The organism is Rickettsia akari str. Hartford, from assembly GCF_000018205.1.
Classification (GTDB): domain Bacteria; phylum Pseudomonadota; class Alphaproteobacteria; order Rickettsiales; family Rickettsiaceae; genus Rickettsia; species Rickettsia akari.
Genome location: NC_009881.1, coordinates 986337 through 1010966, shown reverse-complemented (window position 1 = coordinate 1010966; position 24630 = coordinate 986337). Strand labels below are relative to the sequence as shown.

Genomic DNA, 24630 nt, shown 5'->3' with positions numbered 1-24630 from the left:
AAATTTTATCGCAAGTAAGAATAGGGTAATTTTTAAAGATAGCAAGAGCTATACATGTCCTATTTCCAATTGATAAACCATAAATTTTAGTTGTATTAATTATATTTGCACTAATTAGTGCTTGCTCAGGATAAAAGTCTATAATTTTGATATCTAATAATTTAGTAAGTATTTTTGCACTTTCTTCCGTTCATCCTTGTTTTTCTATACAATATTTATAAACTGCAGCAATATTTACGATTGAAATAACTCCATTGCGCATATATTTCTTAATCAATTGGTAACCATTTTCTTTATCAAATAATGCAATTAGTGTAGGGGCATCAAATATTATTTTGGACATTTGTTACTTTTTTTTCTTCCATTAAATATTCCTGACGTCTTTCAGCAATAAAATCATCTACTATAGAAATATTTTTATCAATTTGATTTTTGGTGAAAATTTTATGCATCTCATCAATTATATTATCAACGCTAACGATTTTAATTTCACTATTTTCAATTTCTATGGTGATTTTTTCACCCTGATGTATTAAATCTTTCTCTAATGGAAGCCGGTATAAGAACTCTGCCATGCTGATCCATGTTGGTCACTATTCTTTCCATATTATAACTCTAAATTAACATTTATTATAATATGTCATTTTTTACGATAATTACAATTTATTACTTATGTTTATTTGTCGTTTTTTAGATCTTGATTTAATATGGTATCATTACTAAACAACATCGTCATAGAATAAGCAAGTACGGCAAACATACAAAGATATAAAATCGGGAATAGGTTAAAATCCAATGATTTTATTACCTTTGCACAAATATAATTAGCAGTACCAGACATTAACATTGAACCGATATTATGTCCTAAACTTATAACACGGTAACGTTCCTTAACTACAAAAGACTTAATAACTATACTATGAGCAAGAGCATTAAAAGGAGTAACCGATGCAGCTAACATTAAACTAGCTGTAAGCCCTAAATTAGTCATTTGATATTTTACTGCTATCACAAAAAATACACTTGCTGTAATAGTACATATCAATGCGATTTTTAATACTGAATTAACTCCTAAGCGGTCAGCAATAAAGCCGGCAATCGGCATGCAAACAGCAAAACATATTACTATTAATACTGAAAAAGAACTCATAATAATACCGACTGAAGGTAATACGATTGGTAAATATTGCTTCATAAAGATGATCGCAATTTGATATGTTGCTCCAAAACCTCCAGCCAAAAATATCAACCGTGCAATATTTTTCCATTGCTTTTTAATTATAGAGCTAAGTGTTTGGATAGAATCTTGGCTATGATGTGCTTTTTTAAACTCCGGTGTTTCATCAAATTTTCGGCGATAATAAAGAGTTATTAATGCAAGCGGTAAACTTAGTAAAAATGGAATACGCCAACACCACTCCGGAAAAATATGAGAATTGAAGAAATTAGTTGCACCAATCCCGCATAATAAACCGATTACTCCTGTACATCTAGTTATTGCAGAGGCAGTAAATCGGTATTTTGCTTCTAAATGTTCAATAACATAAATTGCCGCACCGTCATATTCCCCTCCAATAAAAATACCTTGCATAAAGCGACATAAAACTAACATTATCGTACTCCAAACTCCTATCGAAGAATAATCAGGCAATAAACCTATTATTAAGGTAGGTATTACAATACCGATAATCGTAAAACTTAAGGCTTTTTTTCGACCGTATATATCCCCTATACGTCCAAAAATATAGGCCCCTATAGGTTTTGATAAATATGCTGCTGCATAAACGGCAAAAACATTTACAAGCTTTGTTAACGGATCAGTACCGGGTGAAAAGAATTTATCTGCGATAATTGACGCTGAAAAACCATATAAACTATAGTCGTAATATTCAATGATAGTGCCTAAAAAAGCACCGAGAACTTTATTGCTTGGTTTTATTTGTTTCATTTTAAAGGTGATTTGTCGTTTTTTGGTGTCATCCAGCTTTGTTGCATGTGTTGAAAAACCTACTCGATGTCATTCCCGCGTAGGCAGGAATCCAGTAAAGAAACATAAATCCCGCAAGTTGTTAAAAATTAAAAGCGTGATTTATCTCGCTTTATGCTGGATTCACGCTTTTAGCTAGGAATGACATAGGTATGCATCACCGCTTTGGCCGTTACTTAAAATCCTTCAAAGACCTTTATGTAAAGGTGGACTTTATATATCTAAACTGAATTAGTATTAGACAGGGACAATGTCCTAAAAGTTAGTGATAGTCCTAGGTTAATATTAAGCTCACGAACCAAGCAGCCGAGAGCTAATATATCACTTTCCCATTTTACGTGCAAGGTTTTCTAGGTAACCTGCTATAGTAGTTAAGGTTTCTGCGAATTTTTCTTCGTCTGGATGATTTTTTTGAAGGCCGTTTTTATTAAGTTTTTCTGTTAGACTCGCTATTTCAGCTTGAGCAGTAAGTGATGCCATAACTAATAATAGCTCAAAAGAGGCTGTAGGACTACCAAGTTTAATTTCCGCTATTTTATCATTCAATTTATTCGCTAAAGATAGTAATTCCTCTTCATCCCCATTATTACAATATAATTGAAAGCTCTTGTTATTTAATGTTACCGTAACAATTGACATAATTATTTTTGCTGTTTTTTTATTTCCTCAAGTTCATTAATATAAATGTTAATTTGATCTAGCATTTTTATATAATTATCTTTTAATTCTTTATTTTCATTTTGTAATTTGTTAACTTCATTTTGATTATTCATTTGTGCCTGCAACAACTCATCAAGTTTATGCTCAACTTCTTCCATTAATCTCTTTAATATTTCACTATCCATTTTTGCCCAAGCATTAATTAGTTGTATTAATTATGAATGTAGGACTTACAATAATAATTGATAACATTATTATAGATATAAGTACTAATTGTTTTTTACGTTTATAATTTATTAATGCCGTAGTTCTTTTATTACTTAATAATTTTTCGGTTTCATTCTGTTTAGTAGCTTCTATCTGCTCTGCATTTCAATCTTTTACGTTAAGATAACCTAAGTATAATTTTAAGTAACCTTTTACGTATACTTCTCCCGGTAAAACATCAAAATTACACTCTTCTAAAGCTACTAAATATTTTTTTCTAATTTTTAAATCAACTAGATAGCTGATTTAAAGTTTTACCAGAATCTAACCTAATTTGCTTAAGCATTGACGACATAATTTACTTAAGTTTTTGTAAGAATATTTCAAATTTCTTATTTGCTAAAATAATTATATTTAAGTCTATAGTTTCTTGAGATTTAATTTCTTTAATAAAATCAAGAAAATTTTTAACTAAGTTATTATTATCAATCCATAAATCTAAAGCAATAATTGTTTTAGATTTATTAATTATTTTTATTAATAATCTACGTTGTTTGTCATATAAATCATCTTTTAGGGATTGAATACCTAAGCGACGCCAAAATGAATCGTTCAATTGCTTATCACAAGCTTTACGTAACCAATCAAGACTAAACATATCGCTTACAGCAAAATAAGCTTTTGCTATCTCTTGATTATTTCCTGAAGTCTGTTTTGTTACATATATAATATCAAATACTGAAATTAAATTGTCAAATGTAGCAATAGTAGCAGCAAATGATTCCTCTACCCCGCCAGTTGTATAATAATTTAATTTTTCGTTAAATCTTATTTTAGTTTCTCCGACTAATAAAGTATCTACCGTGTTTCTTAAGTTTTGTGCAGGAACTCTAAACTCTTCGATAGTTTCACTAATATTAATAGGATGTTTTAAATTTTTAATAAACCACGAAATACCACGACGCATTAATTTTGTTATTTCGGTAAACATATCAATTTTTACATTGTAATCAATATTAGTAGGTAGCTTACTTATAGTATCCCATATATCATCAAGATCAAAAATTTCACAAATAATGGTATATGACCTTATTATATCACAAAGAGGAGCACCAATCTCACGCTTTACAATACTAATAAGAGGTCCTCCAAGCTGATTAATTATTTTATTTATAGTAACGGTTTTAATAATCTCATGTTTAAGAGGATGAGATAAAATTTCATTACGAAACTTTTTTTGCATCATTTCAGGAAAATAATCTATAAGATATGCATCAAAATATTTATCATGGGAAAAAGTAGAATTAATTAACTCATGATAAGCAGATCTCTTACTATATGATAGCAATACGCAAAGCTCAGGACGAGTTAATACTTCACCGCTAATAGCTCTCCTATTTAATTCTTCTACACTAGGCAAGAATTCATTTTCCCGCTCTAATACTTTTGCTTCTTCTAAAATATCTATAAATTGACTAAGTATATTAACGGTTAAAGTAGGAGATAACTGCATAATTGTTATTGCTTCAGTTTGCTTATGATTATCAAGCAATACTAATTCTTCAACTTGCTTTGTCATATCATGTAGGAGTTTATTACGTTCTTCTAAAGTAATTTTTCCTGAGGTTACCGCACTACTTAAAGCAATCTTGATATTTACCTCGTGATCGGAACAATCAACCCCTGCTGAATTATCAATAAAGTCGGTATTTATGCGTCCGCCTTTTTTAGCATATTCAACTCTACCTCTCTGTGATACACCGACATTACCGCCTTCTGCTATAACCTTTGCTCTAATTTCTTCACCGTTACATCTAAGGCTATCATTTGTTTTATCACCGATTTCTAAATTATTTTCCGTTTTAGCTTTGATATAAGTGCCTATTCCACCATTCCACAATAAATCAACATCTGCTTTTAAAATAGCTTTAATTAATTCTTCTGGTGATAATTCATTATCATTTATATCAAGTAATTTTTTAATTTCTGGTGATAGTTTTATTAATTTACTGCTGCGTTCAAATACTTGGCCTCCTTTAGAAATAATCTTAGAATCATAATCGGACCAATTAGAACCCTTTAAATTAAATAAACGCAAACGCTCATTAAAACTTGATACAGGATCAGGGGTAGGATCAATAAATATATGTTTATGATTAAAGGCAGCCACTAACTTAATCGCCTTTGATCTTAGCATACCGTTACCGAACACGTCGCCCGACATATCTCCTATACCTACTACGGTAATATGGTCTTGTTGAACATCTAATCCTAAAGTTTTAAAGTGATTAGTTACGGAAATCCAAGCTCCTTTGGAAGTAATAGCCATTTTTTTATGATCGTAACCTGCAGAGCCACCGGAAGCAAAAGCATCATCAAGCCAGTAATTATATTCTCTTGCCACACTATTAGCGTAATCTGAAAATGAAGCTGTACCTTTATCGGCAGCAACCACTAAATAAGGATCTTCTTTATCATAAATAATAACGTCTTTCGGATGTACTACTTTACCGTCAATGATATTATCGGTTATGTCTAATAAACCTCTCAGGAAATTCTGATAGCATTCTACCACTTTTTCCATATATTCATCACGAGTAAGCCCTTCCTCAGTAAAATGAACATAAAAGCCGCCTTTAGAGCCGACAGGGACAATAACAGAGTTCTTCGTCATTTGTGCTTTCATAAGCCCAAGGACCTCAAGCCTATAATCTTCTGCTCTATCCGACCATCTAAGTCCTCCGCGTGATACGGGACCGCCTCTTAAATGAACAGCTTCAAAATTTCTAGAATAAACAAATGCTTCGGCAAATGGAACAGGTTTAGGTAAATCTGGTACTTTTGAGGAATCAAACTTAAATGAAAAAATATGTTTATGTGGTTGATAGTAATTTGTCCTAGTAATAGCATTAACTATACCAAGCATATTACGTAGTACTTTGTCTTCACTACTCATCTCAACGGTTACTAAGTAATTATTTAGTTTATCTTTAATTGCATCATAATTGTTATTGGGCTGTTTAGGATTAAATTTTATATCAAATAGATTTACCAACATTTTTGTATATTCTGGATGTTTAAGTAACGTTAACTGTACATAACCTTTACCGTAACTAAAACCCGTTTGATGCAAATAGCTTGTTAAAGCTTTAACGAGTTTAACTTGCTTCCAATTAAAACCTGCAAGCACTATTAATTTACTTAAAGCATCATTAGCAAGCATCCCAAGTGCCATTTTATCTAAGGCCTCTTCAACATTTATTTTTAATTTGGTAATATTCTCTGTTACAGGTACAATAGAAGTTAAGATAAAATTATATATCCAGCTTTCTTTAATTTCGAGAGCCTCCTTAATTGCAAAAGTTTGTTCATCAATTGCTTTAAAACCTAAATTTTCGATTGGCGGCAATATGTTAGAAAGTGCAAGTTTTACTTTTGGACTATATATTTTTAAGGAAAATTCCGTTTCATTTACAGAAACTAGATTAAACATACATGCTTGTGACTTGCTTGCTTCCGTTAAATATTCAATATCTACTAAAGCTATTTCCGGAGAAAATTTTTGTCTATAATCTGCCGGAAAAACATTACAAAAAAGCTTTAAATTAATACCTGCTTGATATTCGCCAAATTTTTTAGAAAGCTTAAAATACAAATCTTCACTCCAGCGTGTAGAGATACGATCTAAATCTTGCTGTATTATTTCTGCTTCAAAATTTATTTTATGTTCCCCTTGTGCTTCAAGCGTTACAAAAAGATAAGAAAAATTACCGGCTACTTCGGTTATATAGTTGGATAAAATTTTACTCCCGAATTTTTCTGCTAAATAACAATCTATCATATTATGTATTTCAGCCGTTAAACGTTCTCGTGGCAGAAAAATTATGATATTAAGAAAAGAACTCGACCAATCATATTGAATAAATAATTTAAGCTTCTTACTCATCATACTTGAGAGCATATGTAAACACATACAATATAAATCGCCTTGATCAATTTGTATTAACGCTTCTCTCGGTAACGACTCCATTAAAATTCTTAACTTATCTGCATTATAACTGGACAATGCAAAACCTGCTTTCTCAATTACAAAATTAAATTTTTGTCGTAGGATTGGAATATCACTTATTGAATGGTAATATATATTTGAATTATATATGCCGAAAATTATACTTCCCGCAATATACTCACCTGAAGAGTTAAATTGTTTCACTAAGATATAGTCGATTAAATTATCTGCATGGATAAGCGATGCACTATTTATTTTACCGAGTATTATTAATTGATTTTGATATAAAGGATTAGTAGAACATTTTATAATATCATAAATCTCGTCTTTTACTTCTTGCCATATTTTTGCTGCTCCTATTTCATTAGTTAATTTTAAAGATTTGACCTCAAAATCAAGAGTCCCTAATAAAACAAAATTATTCTTTTGTAACCAATTTAAGAATTCTTTAGCTTCTTCAAAATTGAATTTATCATTATTAATTATATTTTTAGATAAACCTTGTAATTTTGTGAGTAATTGCGGTAAATGGCTATAGCTTTGTTCTAACTCTTCTAATCTTGCATTTATAGCCTCAGTTAAAAATGTAGTAGTTTTATCGTCAAAATTTCCTAAAATGGTTAAATGTAGTATCGATTCTGATTTTTCATTTGACACAGAATTTTCTAATATTTTTTCTAATTCTCCTTTACTATTGCGGATGCAGTTTATTACCGGATGGAGTAAAAACTTAGTTTGTAAATTCATGTTTTTAAGCAGACATATAATAAAATCAACAATATGCGGTTTATTATCAAGTAATATCAGGACATTTATTGCCGGATCATTTTCTATAACCGTCTTTGTTATTGCTATCTTTCTTGATCTTTCTACCCTTTGCTTAAAAAACTTAAAGGCTTCATCTGCAAAATTTTGAAATAATTTTTCTCTATTTTCAAAATCATAATCTATCGGAATATAATTTAAAAACTTTTGAACAAAATCTATATATATGGAACTTGACTCACGTTCCTTGCTAAGTGCTAGAATTTTAGTTTTATAATGCGGAATTTGACAATTTAAACGGCTAAAGTTTAAAGGAGTTGTTTTGTATGCCATGATTTTCTCTAGAATAATAATAAAGTTATTATATTATATAAAATAACTTAAGCAAGAGGCATAGAAAATAAGTGGAAACTATATTTGCACAAAGCTCTGCATTCGGTAAAGCAGGGGTAGCGGTTTTTAGGATTTCAGGTCCTAAAAGTCTGGAAGTTTTGCAGCTGCTTACTGGTAAAAAAGCCTTTAAGCCGAGATTAATGTATTACCAACAAATTATTGCCCCTGAAACCAAGGAGCTAATTGATAATGCTATGGTTGTTTATTTTAAGCTACCTAATAGTTTTACTGGAGAAGACGTAGTCGAGATTCATACTCACGGCAGTAAAGCTATATCTATTATGATGATAAATACTTTGTTAAATATCTCTGATATTCGTTTGGCAGAAGCAGGGGAATTTACCAAAAGAGCTTTTTTAAATAATAAATTTGATTTAACAGCCGCAGAGGGAATAGCTGATCTAATTAACGCCGAAACCATTATGCAGCATAGGCAAGCAATTAGACAAGCAAGTGGAAGACTTGAAGAATTATATAATAGCTGGCGTAGTCAGCTTTTAAAAATTATCTCTCTGCTTGAAGCTTATATAGATTTCCCTGATGAAGATATACCGGATAGCGTCCTTAACGACGTTAATAATACTCATAAAAACCTTGTAAATGAAATATCTAATTATCTTAACGATAATAGACGAGGAGAATTACTAAATAGCGGTCTTAAACTTGCAATTGTTGGTCCACCTAATACAGGTAAGTCTAGCTTATTAAACTTCTTAATGCAAAGAGACATAGCGATGGTCTCAAATATTGCAGGCACTACTAGGGATATAATAGAGGGTCATTTAGACATTGGCGGTTATCCTATTATTTTACAAGATACAGCAGGTATAAGAGAAGAAAGTAGTGACATTATCGAGCAAGAAGGTATAAAAAGAGCTATTAATTCGGCTAAAACAGCGGATATTAAAATTATTATGTTTGATGCCAAAAAATTAGATTCCTCTATAAATGAAGATATTACAGGTTTAATTGATGAAAATACTATCGTAATAATTAATAAAATAGACCTTATAGAACCAAGCAAAGTATTTTCAATTGAAGATAAATATAAATGCTTAAGAGTTTCGGTAAAAAATAATATTGCTCTTTCAAGTATATTAAAAAATATTGAAAATATTGCCGAAAATATGGCGGGCTTTACCGAAACGCCTTACATAACAAATCAACGTCATCGTCATTATTTAAAACAAGCTCTTTCACATTTAACGGATTTTAGCTTAGATAATGATTTAGTTCTAGCAACTGAAGATATTAGAATTACGGCACGCTGCATTGGTGCTATTACGGGCGTTATTAACGTAGAAGAAATACTAGGCGAGATCTTTCAAAATTTCTGCATAGGGAAATAATGTATATGTGATGCCAGCTTGGCATTGGTATTATTGCATGGATCAAAAAACGCACTTGGTGTCACATACCGTAGCTTGACCACGGGATCTAGTTAAAAATGTCAAATTATGTACATTATGAGTTATATTTCTGGATTCAATGGTCAAGCTACGGTATGACGGCGTAGAGGCTTTCATAATAATAACCCATCTCAAACTCCTGTCTAATATATTAATTTATTTTCACTTTATCTTGACAAATACATTAACATACTCTAGAAAGCACGCTTTGTGGTTTTATTAATTAAGTTAAAGGAGTAACATGATGGCGCCTATATTCAGTATAAACTTAAACTGTTTCATGCCTATATTTGCAAATGAAATGGTGAGTAGCTTACCTGGCAATACAAAACATATTATTTATAAGTTAGGCGATACTATATTTTCATCAGTATATAATACTGTTAAAGGAAGTTTCACTAACGGTTATTTCGTTGAGCATATGGAATGTAATTGGGTAGGAATCTCTAATCATTTAACAGATGTACCTAACGATTTATCAGCAGTAATTAGCGAGTGTACAGGCATTAAAATTCCTATAAAATCTATTGTCACTTATGGAAACAATACTAGCCTTATTTTAGAAGAAGGTAAGCACTTACTGCAAAACGCTACCTTAGTAGAATTAAGTGAATGCACTACCAATGCATGCGAAGCTATTTTGCAAGAGCATAATGCAAAAATGCTTGTTAATCATTTGAGAGATATTTTTAATAATGAGGAAATAACTTTGAACAATGCTCAAGAAGCAGGGGTAGACATTTTTAATTTATTAAATATACCAATCACATTCACTACTGATAATCTTAAGGTTATTCTAGATTATTTCAACGTAACGTTGGACGCTAGATCCACTACAGCACTAGGTAACAATATTTTAGATTTACTGAGTAAACCTTTCACTGAGGCAATCACTGCCACTACAGAAAAACCTAACGATGAAACAAATGGCGGTGGATATACCGGTGCTTATATCACCGCTACGGTATTTGGAATAATAAGTCTAGGTTTTGCAGCTAAATATGGATGGGATTGGTATACGTTGGGGGATATAAAAGATAAAAATTTAGAGTTAGAGGGTGAAAACATAAGGTTAGAGGGTGAAAACATAAAGTTACAAAAGGATAATATAAATCTTAGCACACTAATTGAATTTCAAGCTATATTAGATGAAATGATAGACATTGGAAATTTAACAGATATACTTGCAATACTAAGCAACACTCAGCAAGATACGATAAATTTACATGGTCAAGATTATGATATGTTTCTATTAAAATCAAAAATACAAGGTCTAGATAAAGCAATTACAAAATTAAATTCTGTCTCTAACATATGTGTTAATATAAATTCCTTAGGTAACACATTACATAAAATATGTGATCTTCTTAATGGAAAGGATAATTTTATTGCTATTAAATCTTTTACGAATTTAATAAAAGAATCGAGGAAAATGGATATTCAATCCGAAGAACACAAAAACTGTCTTGAGAAAATATTCGAGACGATACTTGAAATTGATGAAACCTCAAGCGGAGTATATACTTATATTCCAGAGTTACCAGATCATGAAATGTCATTATTAGCTGATGTCTCATCAGCTCTTTAGGCATAGTAGTATAGAACGTTGTTGGTATAATAACAAACAATCATTGACTTGAAAGTTGTATATAAAATGACACTTGGAGTAGCAAAGTGCTATTTCATGGTGTCGAAACATCTGCCAAAAGTGAGAACATTTCTCACAAAACCAATGTAATCCTCGACTTCACGGTCGGGGAGGTATTATGTATGTTCAGAGCTTAAGGGTTACTATAAGCTTAAAACCTAGTGTGGCTGACTTTCGGCAGTTTGCGACCTCACAGACCATCAAAAATTATGCTCATTGGTAAGTATTTCAAATTAATCTTAGGTTGTGTAAAGGAAAATCAACTCAATCTATTTTTGTTTTTTTAGCTACAAATTATAAGATTTTTTCAAATAGGTATAACTATTACTGCAAAAATCTTATTAATTTTTCTTCACATACCCTAGTTACTTTATACGTTTAGGCGCTCAATAATTCTCTGTTGAGATTACTTTTTTGCCGGTTTTATTTTCTAAGGCGTTTTTAGCTATACATTTTACTTGCAACCTGATTTTCTTCCATTCCTCTTGCATTATTAGCTTCCGCTACTTGACGAGTAGATAATTCAGCAAGATTCGTATGTATAAATTTTAACTGAAATGGCAAAAGGCTATTTCGGGGGTTTTTAAAGCCTTTTGTAAACGTGGTTGGTATTTACCATTGAATGATACCATCCTCAACTTTATTAAGGTTTTGGGTGGTTATTTACTTGATATTAATGGTTGATCGTAAATAAACCATTGCTCTATTGATTATTCGGAACAAAATGAAGTAAGGAGTAACACATCGGGGCACGGGTTATTAATTATAATTAAATTAATAACCTGACCACCATCGTTACCTCCTTACAGTATCTAAAACTATACTTCATTTTAAATACTTATTGATTAAATACATAGACCATTATAAAAAAATAATAATCTTTCTAACACCACTTTCAAATTCTGAAGATCGTAAGCGTCGTAGAGGACTCCCTAATTTATATTGTTGGCAAAACAGTTTTACTATATTAAAAACCCTAGAAAAAAGCTTGTTTGATTATGCTATTTTACGAGAGCTGATTAATCAAATCGTACACGAGCCTAAAGGAACCATTACTGCTTTTATTGAAGATAAATTATTCAATACTCCAAATATTATAGTCCTATTTTCAGTAATTGGGACTTGATATTTACTTGGATTAATTAAAACGGCAATATATATAAAATCTTATACTGAGTTAAAACTTTGGGGATCAATACTTGACGATTTTCTTAAGTATTGCGACCTTTAATCTTAATTTTTATATTTCAGGATCAATTATAGAGCCGTTAGCAAAATCGCTTTAATTAGCTTTAAAATTATTTTGTTAACATTCCTATAGTATGCTAAGATATTGCTTTTAAAAACAAGTGATTATACGTGTCAAAATTCTCATTTAATATTCATCATCAGCATAAAAAAGCTAGAAGCGGTATTATCGCAACTGCACACGGTGAAATTCGTACTCCGGCCTTTATGCCGGTCGGGACTAGAGGAACTGTTAAGGCAATGTTGCCTGAATCGGTAGCAGAAACCGGAGCTGATATATTACTGGGTAATACTTACCACTTAATGCTTCAGCCAAGTGCCGAGCGTATAGCACGCCTTGGCGGTCTGCATAAATTCATGAATTGGGATAAGCCGATATTAACCGATTCCGGCGGTTTTCAGGTAATGTCGCTATCGAAGTTACGGAAGATAACCGAAGAAGGAGTAAGTTTCAGCTCTCATATTAACGGTGATAAATATATGTTAACGCCTGAGCGTTCTACCGCAATACAATATCTGCTTGGTAGCACGATCACTATGGCTTTTGACGAATGTACGCCGTACCCTGTTACATTTGAAGAAGCTAAAACTTCTATGCAGCTTACGACTAGATGGGCGCATAGATCACGTAATGCCTTTGTTAAGCGGGAAGGCTACGCACAATTCGGTATTATTCAAGGTAGTGTTTACGAAGAATTACGTGAGCAATCAGCTAAAGGTTTAGTAGAACTCGATTTTGATGGCTATGCTATAGGCGGGCTTGCAGTAGGTGAGGGGCAGGAGCTGATGTTTAAAGTGCTTGATTATGCTCCGGATTTTCTGCCGCAAAATAAGCCGCGTTATTTAATGGGAGTCGGTAAGCCTGCTGATATTATCGGTGCGGTTAACCGAGGTATAGATATGTTTGACTGCGTAATTCCGACACGCTCAGGACGTAACGGTCAGGCTTTTACAAAATACGGTACGGTAAATATCTGCAATAGCAAATACTCAGGTGATAATGAGCCGCTAGAACATGATTGTCCATGTCCTGCTTGCACTAATTACACGAAAGCTTATCTGCATCATTTAGTTAGAATCGGTGAGATACTTGGTTCTATGCTAATGACCTGGCATAATTTAACATATTTTCAAAACCTCATAAGCCGTATTAGAGAATATATTAAACTAGGTAAAGATTTTGATTTTTATTCTTAATAAGCCCTTAGTTGACTCATTATAAAACGTACTTAGATATGTTATGTTATGGACAAGGTTTATGTAGATCATACTTCAGTGATTGTAGATAGACAAAAACAAAAATCGATGGCTATTATATCGCTTGAAGATCATCATTCTATAGAAGAAACTTTATATTTGTTCAAAAGTCTTAAGAATGCTGAAAGACTAAAGCGAGCAATTAACGATTTTGAAGAAAATAAAAATTTTAGAAACCAATACTCAAGCCGTAATTTCGAGGAAATTATGGAGTAATTGACGAAGCAATCTAGTAAAAATTCTGATTTACAGAATTTTTTTATTATTTTTCCTGGATTGCTTTGTCTAATTACTATTCTTCTCGCAATGACGAAAAACCGGTCCACGCAACAACGCCTCCTCGCAATGACAAAATTTATAGTTATTGAGCAATGTAAATTAAAAATATTAACTACTAATGCAAAATATTGATTTTATATCTGAAGCAGAAGCAAAAAAATTACTAGAAGAACTCAGCTGTAAAATAGCAGCGTATAACCATGCTTATTATATAGAGGATAATCCTTTAGTGTCAGATGCCGAGTATGATCAGCTAGTTAATATCAATCTAAAATTAGAGCAGCAATTTCCTCATTTAGTTTTAGAAAATAGTCCTAGCAAGGAAGTAGGGGCTAAAATAGCAAATAAATTTGTTAAAGTTACGCATCAAGTGCCTATGCTATCTCTTAGTAATGCTTTTGATGAGCAAGATGTAAGAGATTTTGTAGACCGTATAAAAAATTTCTTACGTCTTGATGAGTTTGCTCCTATCTTTTGTGAACCTAAAATAGATGGCTTATCTTTTTCTGCTATATATAAAAACGGGCTGCTTATAACAGGAGCGACCAGAGGTGATGGATATGTCGGTGAAGATATAACGGCAAATATTAAAACAATCAAAAATTTTCCTCATAAAATAGATAATGCTCCGGAATGTTTAGAAGTACGAGGGGAAATTTATATTGAAAAACAAGATTTTTTAAACCTAAATGAAGAACAAGAAGAGCAAGGCAGAGATCAATTTGCTAACCCCCGTAATGCCGCCGCCGGTTCGCTTCGTCAGCTTGACGCTTCTATTACGGCTAAACGACCGCTCAAATATTTTGTCTATTCAGGTGGAGTAACTGAGCAGAATCTGGCTTCTTCTCAAGATCAATTACTTACAAAATTAAAAAAATTTGGTTTTAGCGTGAATGAAATATCTAAGCTTACAAAGTCCGAAGAAGAAATTTTTGCCTTTTACGAATATTTAAAAACAAATCGAGAAAATTTACCTTATGAAATTGATGGGGTAGTATATAAGCTAAATGATTTTGAACTACAAAATAGAATGGGTTTTATTGCTCGATCTCCACGTTTTGCTACCGCTCATAAATTTCCCGCAATAATAGGACAAACAAAACTGCTCTCTATTACTGTGCAGGTCGGTAGAACCGGTACGTTAACGCCGGTAGCAGAGCTTGAGCCTATAGAAATAGGCGGGGTAACCGTTAGCAGAGCAACGCTGCATAATTTCCAAGAAATCGTACGAAAAGATGTGCAGATTAAGGATTACGTATTCTTGCAGCGTGCCGGTGACGTTATTCCTAAAATCACGGGAGCTGATATAGAGAAGCGTCCTAATGATACAATAGCATTTGAAGCTCCTTTATTTTGTCCTTCATGTAATTCTAAGTTGTATTACGTTCCTGAAGATATTATTATACGCTGTGATAACGGTCTTAATTGTCCAGCTCAGCATTATGAGCGTATACGCCATTTTGTATCAAAAAATGCGATGGATATTGCAGGGCTTGGGCGTAAGCAAGTTGAGTTTTTAATAGCTAAGGGGTTGATTAGTAATCCTCTCGATATTTTCTTTTTAAAAAAAAACAATGAAGCTAGTTTAATCAAACTTGAAAATATGGATGGATGGGGTCAAAAATCAGTAGAAAAGCTTTTGAAAAATATAGAAAAATCAAAAAATGTTAGCTTGCCAAGATTTATATATGCACTAGGCATAAGGCATATTGGTGAACAAAATGCTAAATTACTTGCTAGAGAATTTGGCAGCTATAATAATTTTATAGCTCAAATGGAATTGCTTAGCAAAAACGATTCGGATATCTATCAAAAACTAAACAATTTAGAAGGCATCGGTGATAAGATTTTAATAGATATTATTGCCTTTTTGGACGTTAAAGAAAATATCCAGCTTATCAAAAAACTTGGTGAAATATTAAATATTGAAGATTATAAAGAGACTAGGGCACAAAGCAGTTTAACAGGTAAGATAGTGGTATTTACCGGTAGCTTACCGACGATATCTAGAGCAGAAGTTAAAGCCACAGCTGAGAAGCTTGGAGCTAAAGTTGCGGCTAGCGTATCATCGAACACGGATTTAGTGGTAGCAGGCCTTGATGCAGGCAGTAAGCTTCAAAAAGCTAAAGAGCTTAATATTAAAATTATTGATGAAGAAGAATGGCTTACGCTTATAAAAAACGCTTAGGAAAAGCAACTGTTGCATGTTTTGCAACAGTTCAAATGGACGGAGAAAAGAGTGTCAAAAGACAAATAGAATTATAATTTAGATTCAATAATCTTAGTAGGCTATAGGATCAATTCTAATAGAAGAATCGCTTTGAGAAAATGTGCTACTAACTTACTTAAAGGATATAGTATTATTTACATTGCTTTTACGAAAGATTGCACAGTAAATTCTACTATGATATAATATGTAATGAATATAAAGAGGCATTTATGAGGCATAGTATTGGTATCCCTGATGATTTAAATAATGAATTAACCATTATAGCTAAATTAGAGGAAATGCCTAAATCTAAGCTGATATAAGCAGCAATCAAACATTATTTACGTGCATTGAAAGAAGATAGATAAGATGCAGAAATTGCTTTAGCAAGAAGCAATAATCCAAATAAAATATTTTATACTGCAGCAGCCACAACGGAATTCTTAAAAAAGAAATATGGTTTATAAAGTATATGCTCTATGTCATTCACGCGCAAGCGGGAATGACATAGAGTGATGCGAGCGAGCTGGTCATAGAAGTGAAATTTATGATTAATTTAAAATGAACTATCGTCATATTTATCATGCAGGCAATTTTGCCGATATAGTCAAACATTTAGTGCTAATTAGCATTTTAGAACAGCTTAAGAAAAAAGATAAACCTTTTTCGGTTTTAGATGCTTTTGCAGGTCTTGGTCTTTATGATTTAAACTCGGAAGCGGCTTCTAAAACTCTAGAAAGCAATACGGGAATTAATAAATTACTGCAAGCTACTAATCCTATCCTTGAACTCTTACAAACTTTCTTAAATATAGTAAATTTAGCAGGACAAAATCATTATCCTGGCTCACCTTTTATAATTAAACAATTATTAAGAGCAAATGATCGTTTAATTGCCTGCGAACTGCATCCAAGCGATTATTTAAGTTTAAAAAAATTATTACCAAAAGATACGCATAATATAGATGCTTATAATGCGATTAAAGCTTTTCTACCATTTAAAGAGAATAGAGGGTTAATTTTTCTTGATCCGCCTTTTGAAGTAAAAAATGAGTTCCAAAAATTACTTGAAGCACTTAAAAAAATTAAGCTACGAGTTCTTAATAATCCCGTCTTAATTTGGTATCCTATAAAGGATGTACCTTTGGTCCGTGATTTTTACCACAATTACAAAAATATTGGATTTAACGAAGCTATAATTATTGAATATGAGCTTTTAAATAGTGATAAAAATATGGTCAAGTGTGGCTTAATGTTAATTAATCCTCTAAATATTATAGGAGAATTAGAAAAATTAACGTGTTATTTAAGCAATATTTTAAACTTAAAATTTACGTATATTTACTTTTAATGTCTTTTCAAAAATATATCTTTTTACTATTTATAGTTTTTCTTGTTCAAGGTTGCAGCAGTATTAAAGAATCTAGTGATACTATATTACTTTCTACTACTTCATCTCAATTAAAGCAAAAATATAAAATCAGTCATTCGGATTTAGTAGTACAGTATGATTTAACAAACAAAAATAACAAATGTATATACGCAAAAAACTTAGGTATGATAATTAATAACCCTAAGCAGAATAAGATTTTTTTACAAAAATTTTATAATAAAAACCCGACAGAATTTAATAAAGCAGCTGAAATAAAAATATCTGATATAAAGGCAGTTGTAACAAAATTAAATTCAAAATATAAGTTTCTCTCTAAACCGGAAGCTAGTTATTTTACAAAAAAACCGACTCATAGGAATAATATTTCAGAACTAATCAAGCTTGATAAGATTATTAGCACGATACCGCTTATGATGCCAGAATATGAGCCGAAAATTACTAGCCATTACGGAACTAGGAAAAGTCCTCATAAAAAGAAAAGAAAAAAGAAATGTTTCCATAGCGGTATTGATTTACAAGCTAAAAAAGCAGCACCGATATATGCAGCAGCAAGCGGAATTGTTATAAAAGCCGCTAGAGCCCCTGATTACGGGAATTTTGTTGAGATTAAACATGGACGCAAATTTGTTACGAAATATGCTCATTTAAAGGAAATGTTAGTTAAGGAAGGCAATAAAATTAAGCGGGGTCAATTGATCGGTATACAAGGAAGAACCGGTAATGCAACGGGTGAACATTTGCATTTTGAAATTCTACTAGACAACAAAGCAATCAATCCGTTGGACTTTATTTTTCACTGCCGTAAATGTTGATAAATATGTTTTATTGTATAGTTTTATTTCATTCCCGCGTATGCGGGAATCCAGTGAGACATATATAAAATACTTGTTTTTATATGTCTATTTTACCAAATATGTAACTTCTATATTGATATTGAAGTTATTGTTTATGGATCTCAGCCTACGCGGGAATGACATAGAGTAGGTTTATCGATCCATGCAATAACACAAATATTAACCTAATTTATATATAACATGATCAAACTTTTATATCCTAAATTTTGGCAAAAGCGAAATATTATAGCTTATTTGCTTTTGCCTATAGGCCTGATATATAAATTTTTAGGCTATTTACGAGATAGTTTAGCGCGTCCTATTATGTTGCCTGCTAAAGTTATTTGTGTCGGTAATTGTAGCGTAGGAGGTACGGGTAAGACACAGATAGTAATGTATCTAGCCAAATTACTGAGAGCTAAAAATGTAAGTTTTGTAATAGTAACTAAGGCTTATGGTAGTAACCTTAAAAGTGCAACTACCATACATCCAGGACATACAGCATTAGAGGTAGGAGATGAGGGAGTAATACTTGCAAAGTATGGAACAGTTATTGCTACTAAAAATATTAAAGAGATTTTACCATTAATTAATGAGCTTAAACCTGATATAATAATAATTGATGATTTCCTACAAAATCCTTATTTTTATAAAGATTTTACTATAGTTTCAGTAGATAGCCAAAGGCTTTTTGGCAATGGCTTTCTAATTCCTGCAGGGCCCTTAAGACAAGATCCAAATAAAGCCCTTGATGCAGCTGATTTAATTTTTTTAGTCAGTAGTACCAATGATAAAATACCGAATATTTTAACTCCTTATGTCAATAAAGTAATAAGTGCTCAAATAGTTCCTTCAAATAATATAGATAAAACTAAAAATTATTTTGCTTTTAGTGGTATCGGTAATCCTGAGCGTTTCTTTTCGACTTTAAAAAATTATGGACTGAATATAACCGGTTACAAAATTTTTCCTGATCATTATAATTATTTACAAGAAGATTTGGAAAATTTATATTCGTTAGCTAAAGAGCATAATACTACCTTAATTACTACAAGAAAAGATCATATTAAGTTCAATGATTTAAATAATAATATTGTCTGTTTAGATGTAGAACTATCTATAAACAACCATGATTTATTAAATGAAAAAATTTTTAAAAAAGCTCAGATATTTAATTGAGTATTTTATCGTCGTTATATTCCTTAAAGTAATAGGAATATTCGGTGTAGATAAAGCAGCAGATATTTGTAGTTTTATAGCAAGAAAAGTCGGTATATTATTCGCCGTTAATAAAATTGCTAAACGAAATATTAAAGCAGTATTCGGCGATATGTGTGATGTTGAAAAAATCATAGATAAAACTTGGGATAATTTCGGTAGATTCATCGGTGAAAGTGCTTATGTTAATAAAATGAGTGACGCTGAGCTAGAACATAGAGCCGAGATAATAGGTATTGAGAATATTAGAAAGCTAGGAGAACGACCATTTTTATTATTTAGTGGTCACTTTGCTAATTGGGATATTGGGCTTCATCTTCTGCATAAATCTTATTCGAAATTTGCTGTGATTTACCGTAAGGCAAATAATCCGTATGTTAATAAGTTAATTAATGAAAGCCGTGCCGGTGATAAATTAAGACTTATACCGAAAGGTCCTGAAGGTAGAAGAGCTTTAGTTAGGGCTATCAAGGATGGTGAATCTATTGTTATGCTTGTGGATCAAAAAATGAATGATGGAATTGAAGTGCCTTTTTTAGGGCATCCTGCTATGACGGCCAACGCCATAGCTAAAATTGCTTTGCAGTATAAATATACAATTATACCGTGTCAAATTATCAGAACTAAAGGTAGCTATTTTAAAGTAATAGTTCATCCGCAATTAGAATTTGAGCAAACCGGCGATAATAAAGCTGATTGCTATAATATTATGCTTAATATTAATCAAATGTTAGGAGAATGGGTTAAGCAAAATCCTTCTCAATGGTTTTGGTTTCACAATAGATGGAAGAAATGAAACGTAATCAGCTAAGTGACTGAATGGCCCAACACACTCGGTGTCACCCCGTGGTCAAGCCACGGTACGACAGCGGTGGAATTGATCCACGTAACAACCACTTAGGAAAGTATAGTCCGTAATGTTTCAAGTACTTCTTGAGCGTGATTTTTAGCATTTACCGCACTCCAAATATGCTTCACTATTCCCTCATTATCAAGTAAAAACGTAGCCCTATCAATGCCCATATATTTTTTACCGAACATTGATTTTTCTACCCATACCCCTAATTGTTCACACAAATTTGAATTTGCATCAGAGGCTAAATCAAATCCTAAACTATATTTTTCTTTAAATTTATCATGAGAGTCAAGCTTATCTTTGGATACTCCGATAATTACCGTATTAAGTTTATCGAATTCCGGTTTTAGCTTGTTAAAATCTTGTGCTTCAATAGTACATCCAGGCGTATCGTCTTTCGGATAAAAATATAGTACTATGAATTTTCCTTTTAAATCCGATAGTTTAATTACTTTATCTTTACCTATGTGTAAAGATAAATCAGGAACTTTTTTTCCTAGTTCTAATGTCATGACATACTCAAATTTATTTTATATTAATAAACTATATATTAAATATGTCCTTTTTAAAATTGCTTTTTAAAATTATATTATTTATGATATCGGTATACGATATCTAAGTTTAATTTTTATTAGCTATTTTTTTCAAAAAGAGGCTTTATGGGAGCTATAAGTGAATAACTTGAAGAATTACATTTAAATCTTAAGGACTATGCTAAAATTATTACTGCCGATTTTAATAAAAAATGTCATGAAGTAGCGGATAAATTATCCGTCAAAATTAATGATTAGAGGAATATACTCAGGACAGTAAAGACCATTCTTTAGAAACTATAAAAGAGCAATATAAAAATTTAACGAAAGAGTTACAGGATTATCAGAAAATTAGAGATGATACAGTTGCAGAATATAGATTTTGTAAAAAACTTATGATTTAAAGTAAGAAAATATAAATAATTGGAGAATATAATGAAAAAAGTTTTAATAACATTCGGTGCTACTGCTACATTATTATTAACACCTAGCATTTTTGCAGATTCACCTACCAAGGAGGAAGCAAAAGCAAATGTAGTGCAAACTGAAGAAGTAGTTACAAGCAGTATCAAAACAATTACCGAAAATTTACAAGAATTAAAAGACAATTTAACGCACTTAGCCCAAACGGGAGCCGATGCATTTAATCAGACCTTAGACAGTACTTACAATCAGATAGCACAAAGTGTTGCCGAGATAAAAAAGACTGTGAAAGATCAGAAAGATAAAAAAGGTGAAGAACTGCAAAAATCTATAGAGGATGTGAAAGCAAAAATGGAAGATTATAAAAAGGCAGGAAGCAAGGGGCAAGAAAAAATACGTCAGCACCTAGTGGATAAATTAGAAGAGCTAAATAAAAATATTAACGAATATAATAAAGCAACAGCAAATTCATAATTTTATTGAGTGGGTTTTGGTTCTACTATTGTCACCCCGTGGCTTGACCACGGGGGTGACACAATTAAAATCGGTATTATTTATGACTATTACCAAAGAAAAAATTTCAGCTATGTTAAGCTCCAAATTGGGTTTTTCAAATAATTTATGCAAGGAAATAGTTAATACGGTTTTTTCTAATATTTTAGAAATAGCAAGAGAGCAAAAATTAACTTTAAAGAATTTCGGTCGCTTTGAGGTTAAACACAAAAATCCACGTCCCGGAATAAATTTTCATACTAAATCACCAGTAATTATAGAATCAAAAAAGAGTTTGCGTTTTGTCCCTTCTGCCAAATTAAAAGCCCTAGTGAATAAACATGACAAACAATAAGTTCACAAAAAAATATTATTCTGCTAGTGAAGTGATTAAGCATTTAAATATTGCTGTACATCAATTAAGATATCTAGAGGCAAAAATCCCTGATGTATCTAATTATAAAATAAATAATAGAAAATATTATACTGTTAGTGATATTGATCTACTTCACAAATCTTTAAAGAAAGATATTACATCTCCGTCTACCGATAAAGTCGATATATTACTTACCAACTTTTATAATTTGTCTCTTCAAATAAAAAAAATTCTTGCCGACTCCTCGATGGCTTGCGTATAGTACTTGTCATATAACGTTTTATAACGTTTTAAAGACAAGAAAAGAGTATATTATGATAATAAGACAAAGAGCAAAACCGGTAATTATAGGCATATCCGGTCCTGAATTAACCGATGCTGAAAGAGCATTATTTGAAAAGCATAATCCTTTAGGTGTGATTTTATTCCGTCGTAATATTAGAAAGAATGATAACGGTGAGCAGGATAAAGAGACTCTTATTAAGCTTATTGCAGATATAAAAGAAGTATTAGGAGCAAATACTATCATCTCTATAGATCAAGAGGGCGGTAGGGTAAAAAGGCTCATAGCACCAACTTTTTATGACGCTCCGGCTGCTCAAACTTTCGTTGATGTGCAAGAGTGCAAACAAAACTATATCAATATAGGCAAAGAGTTAAGAGAAGTAGGTATTAATCTAGATTTTGCTCCGGTAGTGGATTTGATCCACGAAGGAGCAGACAAGATAGTCGGCGATAGAAGTTTCGGCTCAGATCTGGAGGTAGTCGTGCCTTTATGTTTAGCTGCTATAGATGGATTACAAGAAGAGAAAGTCGTGGCTTGTATAAAACATATTCCTGGTCATGGTAGAGCTAAAGTGGATAGCCATATAGGGTTACCTATTGTTGATACTAGCTTAAAAGAACTAGAGGATACAGACTTTAAAGTATTTAAGGAGTTAGCGAAGTACGATAATATTAAACTTGCTATGACTGCACATATAATTTATAAAGCTCTTGATCCTGAGAACCCTGCCACCCTATCCAAAAAAGTTAAAGCCTATATTAAAAATAATATAGGCTTTAAAGGGCTTATTATTTCCGATGCAATAGATATGAAAGCTTTAAGCGGTAGTATGGCAGATATTACCAAAGGAGTTTTAGATGCAGGCGTAGATATAGTGCTTGAATGTACCGGAGAATTTAACAAAATGTCTGAAGTTCTAGGTAGTGTTTCGGAAGAGTCTATAGATAAATTTTCTGACCTATTAATGTGCCGATTTGGGATGAACAATCAATCGCCTTTAGTCGAATGTAAGATATAATGAAGTTGCCTTGGCGGACGAATTTATAAAGAGATATGAGAAGTTATAGAAAAAAAATAGCCATATCCAGTATGATTTAAAAGTACACAATATGTGGGTACCAAAGTATAGCAAGAGTGTATTAACGTGAAAGGTAGCGAAGAGAGATCTAGAGATTTATTTAGGAGTATTTGTATGGAACATGAAGTACAGATAATTTCAGGCAAAGTAGCTTGTGATCATGTTCATATGTTTATCTAGTATAGACCGCAAATAACACCTAGCAAACTTGTGCAGTATTGAAAATGCAGTAGCTCAAGAATATTATTGCAAGAATTTACTTATTTGAGAAAGCAGTATTGGGGGATTTAAGTTCTAAAAGCTATAAGTAATATTTACTAAGAATAGTAGAGATTATAGAATTTTAGGTAGCAGGGGGGATTTGATTTGTGATATTATTAATCTGCTTAAAGAAGATTTAAATAAGGCAGATATAGAAAATGAGATATATATGCGTCTTAAAGGACCTTATTCTGTTTTAACAAAGATGAAAAGGAAAGAAGTGCCGATTGATGCATTGAAAGACTTAATTGCGTGTAGGATTATAGTTAAATCTAAAGCTCTATGCTATAATGCTTTGGACGTAGTTAAGAGTTCTTCGCATTTAGATTGGTTATACACCAAAGATTATATCAATAGACCAAAAAGCAATGGCTATCAGTCTCTGCATAATATAATGCAGTGTTTACACTCTCAACGTAATTTTGAAATACAGATACGAAGTGAAGATATGCATAAAGATGCTGAGCTGGGTAGAGCAGCTCATTTAAATTATAAAGAAGAACAAGACCGTCATTTGAAAAAAGTTTTTGATGTTAGTAATGACACGATACTTTCTAAAGCACGTAAAATGGTGAAACAATTTAAAGGATTAGAAGAGCAAATTGTAGAATATGAAAAAGAAATTATGCATATTTGGGATACTAAATATGAAGAAATGCTAAAATGGGAAAATGCTGCTGCAGTGCTAGTATTTAATGAAGAGTAGGGCGCATTAGTTCGTAATCCCGTGGTCAAGCCATGGAATGAGAGAGGTGAAATTGATCCATGCAGGTAATACATCCTCGCAATGACGACCTGTGTGTCATAACCC

Annotated in this window: 22 protein-coding genes, 1 other RNA gene and 2 pseudogenes; 16 read left to right on the top strand and 9 right to left on the bottom strand. The window is 32.0% G+C overall.

Going from position 1 to position 24630, the window contains the following annotated elements:
- Positions 1-323 precede the first annotated feature (323 nt).
- The 7 genes and pseudogenes from A1C_RS05055 to A1C_RS05035 all read right to left on the bottom strand — a co-directional run bounded on the left by A1C_RS05055 (position 324) and on the right by A1C_RS05035 (position 7961).
- Positions 324-575: a hypothetical protein gene (locus A1C_RS05055; protein ID WP_012149997.1), complete on the bottom strand. Its 252-nt coding sequence runs from the start codon at positions 573-575 to the stop codon at positions 324-326.
- A gap of 101 nt (positions 576-676) precedes the next feature.
- Positions 677-1948, bottom strand: coding sequence for an MFS transporter (locus tag A1C_RS05050; RefSeq protein WP_012149996.1), 1272 nt, complete (start codon positions 1946-1948; stop codon positions 677-679).
- A 192-nt stretch (positions 1949-2140) separates the two neighbouring features.
- Positions 2141-2299: non-coding RNA, 6S RNA (gene ssrS / locus A1C_RS09685), on the bottom strand.
- A gap of 9 nt (positions 2300-2308) precedes the next feature.
- The gene (locus A1C_RS05045) at positions 2309-2626 is read right to left on the bottom strand and encodes a cell division protein ZapA (RefSeq protein ID WP_012149994.1); all 318 of its coding nucleotides are present in this window, start codon (positions 2624-2626) and stop codon (positions 2309-2311) included.
- A 2-nt stretch (positions 2627-2628) separates the two neighbouring features.
- Positions 2629-2832: an RP576a family tick cell line-upregulated protein gene (locus tag A1C_RS05040; protein WP_012149993.1), complete on the bottom strand. Its 204-nt coding sequence runs from the start codon at positions 2830-2832 to the stop codon at positions 2629-2631.
- A 13-nt stretch (positions 2833-2845) separates the two neighbouring features.
- Positions 2846-3209: pseudogene (locus tag A1C_RS08875) on the bottom strand (helix-turn-helix domain-containing protein).
- Positions 3210-3212: 3 nt separating this feature from the next.
- Positions 3213-7961, bottom strand: coding sequence for an NAD-glutamate dehydrogenase (locus tag A1C_RS05035; RefSeq protein ID WP_012149992.1), 4749 nt, complete (start codon positions 7959-7961; stop codon positions 3213-3215).
- Between the two features lie 71 nt (positions 7962-8032).
- On the opposite strand from A1C_RS05035, the gene mnmE reads away from it, so the two are divergent.
- Together mnmE and A1C_RS05025 are read left to right on the top strand one after the other, a co-directional pair.
- Positions 8033-9370, top strand: coding sequence for a tRNA uridine-5-carboxymethylaminomethyl(34) synthesis GTPase MnmE (mnmE, locus tag A1C_RS05030; protein ID WP_012149991.1), 1338 nt, complete (start codon positions 8033-8035; stop codon positions 9368-9370).
- A gap of 340 nt (positions 9371-9710) precedes the next feature.
- Entirely contained in the window at positions 9711-11018 is a 1308-nt protein-coding gene (locus A1C_RS05025) for a DUF5460 family protein (protein ID WP_012149990.1), read from the top strand.
- A 501-nt stretch (positions 11019-11519) separates the two neighbouring features.
- On the opposite strand, the gene A1C_RS09125 is transcribed toward A1C_RS05025, so the two are convergent.
- The gene (locus tag A1C_RS09125; RefSeq protein WP_012149989.1) at positions 11520-11642 is read right to left on the bottom strand and encodes a hypothetical protein; all 123 of its coding nucleotides are present in this window, start codon (positions 11640-11642) and stop codon (positions 11520-11522) included.
- A 277-nt stretch (positions 11643-11919) separates the two neighbouring features.
- On the opposite strand from A1C_RS09125, the gene A1C_RS05020 reads away from it, so the two are divergent.
- The 8 genes from A1C_RS05020 (at position 11920) to A1C_RS04970 (ending at position 20310) form a co-directional block, all read left to right on the top strand.
- Positions 11920-12204, top strand: a complete 285-nt coding sequence (locus tag A1C_RS05020) for a hypothetical protein (protein ID WP_012149988.1) — start codon at positions 11920-11922, stop codon at positions 12202-12204.
- Positions 12205-12437: 233 nt separating this feature from the next.
- The gene (gene tgt / locus A1C_RS05015; protein ID WP_012149987.1) at positions 12438-13523 is read left to right on the top strand and encodes a tRNA guanosine(34) transglycosylase Tgt; all 1086 of its coding nucleotides are present in this window, start codon (positions 12438-12440) and stop codon (positions 13521-13523) included.
- A 48-nt stretch (positions 13524-13571) separates the two neighbouring features.
- The gene (locus A1C_RS05005) at positions 13572-13799 is read left to right on the top strand and encodes a type II toxin-antitoxin system Phd/YefM family antitoxin (RefSeq protein WP_012149986.1); all 228 of its coding nucleotides are present in this window, start codon (positions 13572-13574) and stop codon (positions 13797-13799) included.
- A gap of 181 nt (positions 13800-13980) precedes the next feature.
- Entirely contained in the window at positions 13981-16050 is a 2070-nt protein-coding gene (gene ligA / locus A1C_RS04995; protein ID WP_012149984.1) for an NAD-dependent DNA ligase LigA, read from the top strand.
- A gap of 582 nt (positions 16051-16632) precedes the next feature.
- Entirely contained in the window at positions 16633-17421 is a 789-nt protein-coding gene (gene rlmJ, locus A1C_RS04985; RefSeq protein WP_012149982.1) for a 23S rRNA (adenine(2030)-N(6))-methyltransferase RlmJ, read from the top strand.
- On the top strand, positions 17421-18275 hold the full coding sequence (locus A1C_RS04980; protein ID WP_041816859.1) for a M23 family metallopeptidase: 855 nt from the start codon (positions 17421-17423) through the stop codon (positions 18273-18275). The genes rlmJ and A1C_RS04980 overlap by 1 nt, the downstream gene beginning before the upstream one ends.
- Positions 18276-18497: 222 nt before the next feature.
- Positions 18498-19475, top strand: a complete 978-nt coding sequence (lpxK, locus tag A1C_RS04975) for a tetraacyldisaccharide 4'-kinase (RefSeq protein WP_012149980.1) — start codon at positions 18498-18500, stop codon at positions 19473-19475.
- Positions 19438-20310 carry a lipid A biosynthesis lauroyl acyltransferase gene (locus A1C_RS04970; protein WP_012149979.1) on the top strand — a complete coding sequence of 291 codons (873 nt, stop codon included), beginning with the start codon at positions 19438-19440 and terminating at the stop codon, positions 20308-20310. The genes lpxK and A1C_RS04970 overlap by 38 nt, the downstream gene beginning before the upstream one ends.
- A 101-nt stretch (positions 20311-20411) precedes the next feature.
- Here A1C_RS04970 and bcp read toward each other — a convergent pair whose 3' ends face one another.
- Entirely contained in the window at positions 20412-20882 is a 471-nt protein-coding gene (gene bcp / locus A1C_RS04965) for a thioredoxin-dependent thiol peroxidase (RefSeq protein ID WP_012149978.1), read from the bottom strand.
- Between the two features lie 456 nt (positions 20883-21338).
- Here bcp and A1C_RS04960 point away from each other — a divergent pair, with 456 nt between their 5' ends.
- From A1C_RS04960 to A1C_RS04940, 6 genes and pseudogenes are all read left to right on the top strand, one after another.
- Positions 21339-21800 carry a hypothetical protein gene (locus A1C_RS04960; RefSeq protein ID WP_012149977.1) on the top strand — a complete coding sequence of 154 codons (462 nt, stop codon included), beginning with the start codon at positions 21339-21341 and terminating at the stop codon, positions 21798-21800.
- Between the two features lie 82 nt (positions 21801-21882).
- A complete protein-coding gene (locus A1C_RS04955; protein ID WP_012149976.1) occupies positions 21883-22173 on the top strand; it encodes an HU family DNA-binding protein in 291 nt (96 codons plus the stop codon).
- Positions 22160-22456, top strand: coding sequence for a MerR family transcriptional regulator (locus A1C_RS04950; protein WP_012149975.1), 297 nt, complete (start codon positions 22160-22162; stop codon positions 22454-22456). The genes A1C_RS04955 and A1C_RS04950 overlap by 14 nt, the downstream gene beginning before the upstream one ends.
- 52 nt (positions 22457-22508) lie before the next feature.
- Positions 22509-23498, top strand: coding sequence for a glycoside hydrolase family 3 N-terminal domain-containing protein (locus A1C_RS04945; RefSeq protein ID WP_012149974.1), 990 nt, complete (start codon positions 22509-22511; stop codon positions 23496-23498).
- A gap of 35 nt (positions 23499-23533) precedes the next feature.
- A pseudogene (tnpA, locus tag A1C_RS09680) lies at positions 23534-23843 on the top strand (IS200/IS605 family transposase); the annotation flags it as partial.
- A gap of 76 nt (positions 23844-23919) precedes the next feature.
- Positions 23920-24525, top strand: a complete 606-nt coding sequence (locus A1C_RS04940; protein ID WP_012149973.1) for a guanosine polyphosphate pyrophosphohydrolase — start codon at positions 23920-23922, stop codon at positions 24523-24525.
- The last annotated feature ends 105 nt before the right edge of the window (positions 24526-24630 follow it).

What these genes read in the sequence shown, in the direction of transcription:
- A1C_RS05055 (WP_012149997.1), bottom strand. Translation starts at nt 575, where the DNA reads ATGGCAGAGTTCTTATACCGGCTTCCATTAGAGAAAGATTTAATACAT.
- A1C_RS05050 (WP_012149996.1), bottom strand. Translation starts at nt 1,948, where the DNA reads ATGAAACAAATAAAACCAAGCAATAAAGTTCTCGGTGCTTTTTTAGGC.
- A1C_RS05045 (WP_012149994.1), bottom strand. Translation starts at nt 2,626, where the DNA reads ATGTCAATTGTTACGGTAACATTAAATAACAAGAGCTTTCAATTATAT.
- A1C_RS05040 (WP_012149993.1), bottom strand. Translation starts at nt 2,832, where the DNA reads ATGGATAGTGAAATATTAAAGAGATTAATGGAAGAAGTTGAGCATAAA.
- A1C_RS05035 (WP_012149992.1), bottom strand. Translation starts at nt 7,961, where the DNA reads ATGGCATACAAAACAACTCCTTTAAACTTTAGCCGTTTAAATTGTCAA.
- A1C_RS05025 (WP_012149990.1), top strand. Translation starts at nt 9,711, where the DNA reads ATGCCTATATTTGCAAATGAAATGGTGAGTAGCTTACCTGGCAATACA.
- A1C_RS05005 (WP_012149986.1), top strand. Translation starts at nt 13,572, where the DNA reads ATGGACAAGGTTTATGTAGATCATACTTCAGTGATTGTAGATAGACAA.
- ligA (WP_012149984.1), top strand. Translation starts at nt 13,981, where the DNA reads ATGCAAAATATTGATTTTATATCTGAAGCAGAAGCAAAAAAATTACTA.
- rlmJ (WP_012149982.1), top strand. Translation starts at nt 16,633, where the DNA reads ATGAACTATCGTCATATTTATCATGCAGGCAATTTTGCCGATATAGTC.
- A1C_RS04980 (WP_041816859.1), top strand. Translation starts at nt 17,421, where the DNA reads ATGTCTTTTCAAAAATATATCTTTTTACTATTTATAGTTTTTCTTGTT.
- lpxK (WP_012149980.1), top strand. Translation starts at nt 18,498, where the DNA reads ATGATCAAACTTTTATATCCTAAATTTTGGCAAAAGCGAAATATTATA.
- A1C_RS04970 (WP_012149979.1), top strand. Translation starts at nt 19,438, where the DNA reads ATGAAAAAATTTTTAAAAAAGCTCAGATATTTAATTGAGTATTTTATC.
- bcp (WP_012149978.1), bottom strand. Translation starts at nt 20,882, where the DNA reads ATGACATTAGAACTAGGAAAAAAAGTTCCTGATTTATCTTTACACATA.
- A1C_RS04960 (WP_012149977.1), top strand. Translation starts at nt 21,339, where the DNA reads ATGAAAAAAGTTTTAATAACATTCGGTGCTACTGCTACATTATTATTA.
- A1C_RS04955 (WP_012149976.1), top strand. Translation starts at nt 21,883, where the DNA reads ATGACTATTACCAAAGAAAAAATTTCAGCTATGTTAAGCTCCAAATTG.
- A1C_RS04950 (WP_012149975.1), top strand. Translation starts at nt 22,160, where the DNA reads ATGACAAACAATAAGTTCACAAAAAAATATTATTCTGCTAGTGAAGTG.
- A1C_RS04945 (WP_012149974.1), top strand. Translation starts at nt 22,509, where the DNA reads ATGATAATAAGACAAAGAGCAAAACCGGTAATTATAGGCATATCCGGT.